General features: G+C 69.4%; 1 protein-coding gene. It reads left to right on the top strand.

The genetic code is table 11. The annotated features are described in order from the left end of the window. Window positions 1-235, top strand: a 235-nt coding sequence (locus RRF55_RS27990) for a LysR substrate-binding domain-containing protein (RefSeq protein ID WP_439419297.1), incomplete at both ends; no start/stop codon positions are given.

Below are 235 nucleotides of genomic sequence, written 5' to 3'. Positions count from 1 at the left end.
AGCGCGACCTTTCCGAATGGCGTCTGCTGCGCCTGAACACCTATAGCGAGACCGGCGCGGCGATCAACGACGGCCTGCCGTCCAGCGGCGGGCGCTGCTGGTCGGCGCCCAACTACCTGTTGCTGCTGGAAATGGCCACCCACGGCTTCGGTTGGGCCGAGCTGCCGCGCTGGCTGGTCAGCGGCTACGCCAACGGGCGGCTAAAGGAGTTGCCGGTGTCCGGCTGGCCGCGCAG

The sequence above is a fragment of the Klebsiella sp. K47 genome, from assembly GCF_051858335.1.
In the GTDB taxonomy this organism is placed as follows: domain Bacteria; phylum Pseudomonadota; class Gammaproteobacteria; order Enterobacterales; family Enterobacteriaceae; genus Klebsiella; species Klebsiella pneumoniae.
This window is presented reverse-complemented; position numbering and strand designations above follow the sequence as displayed.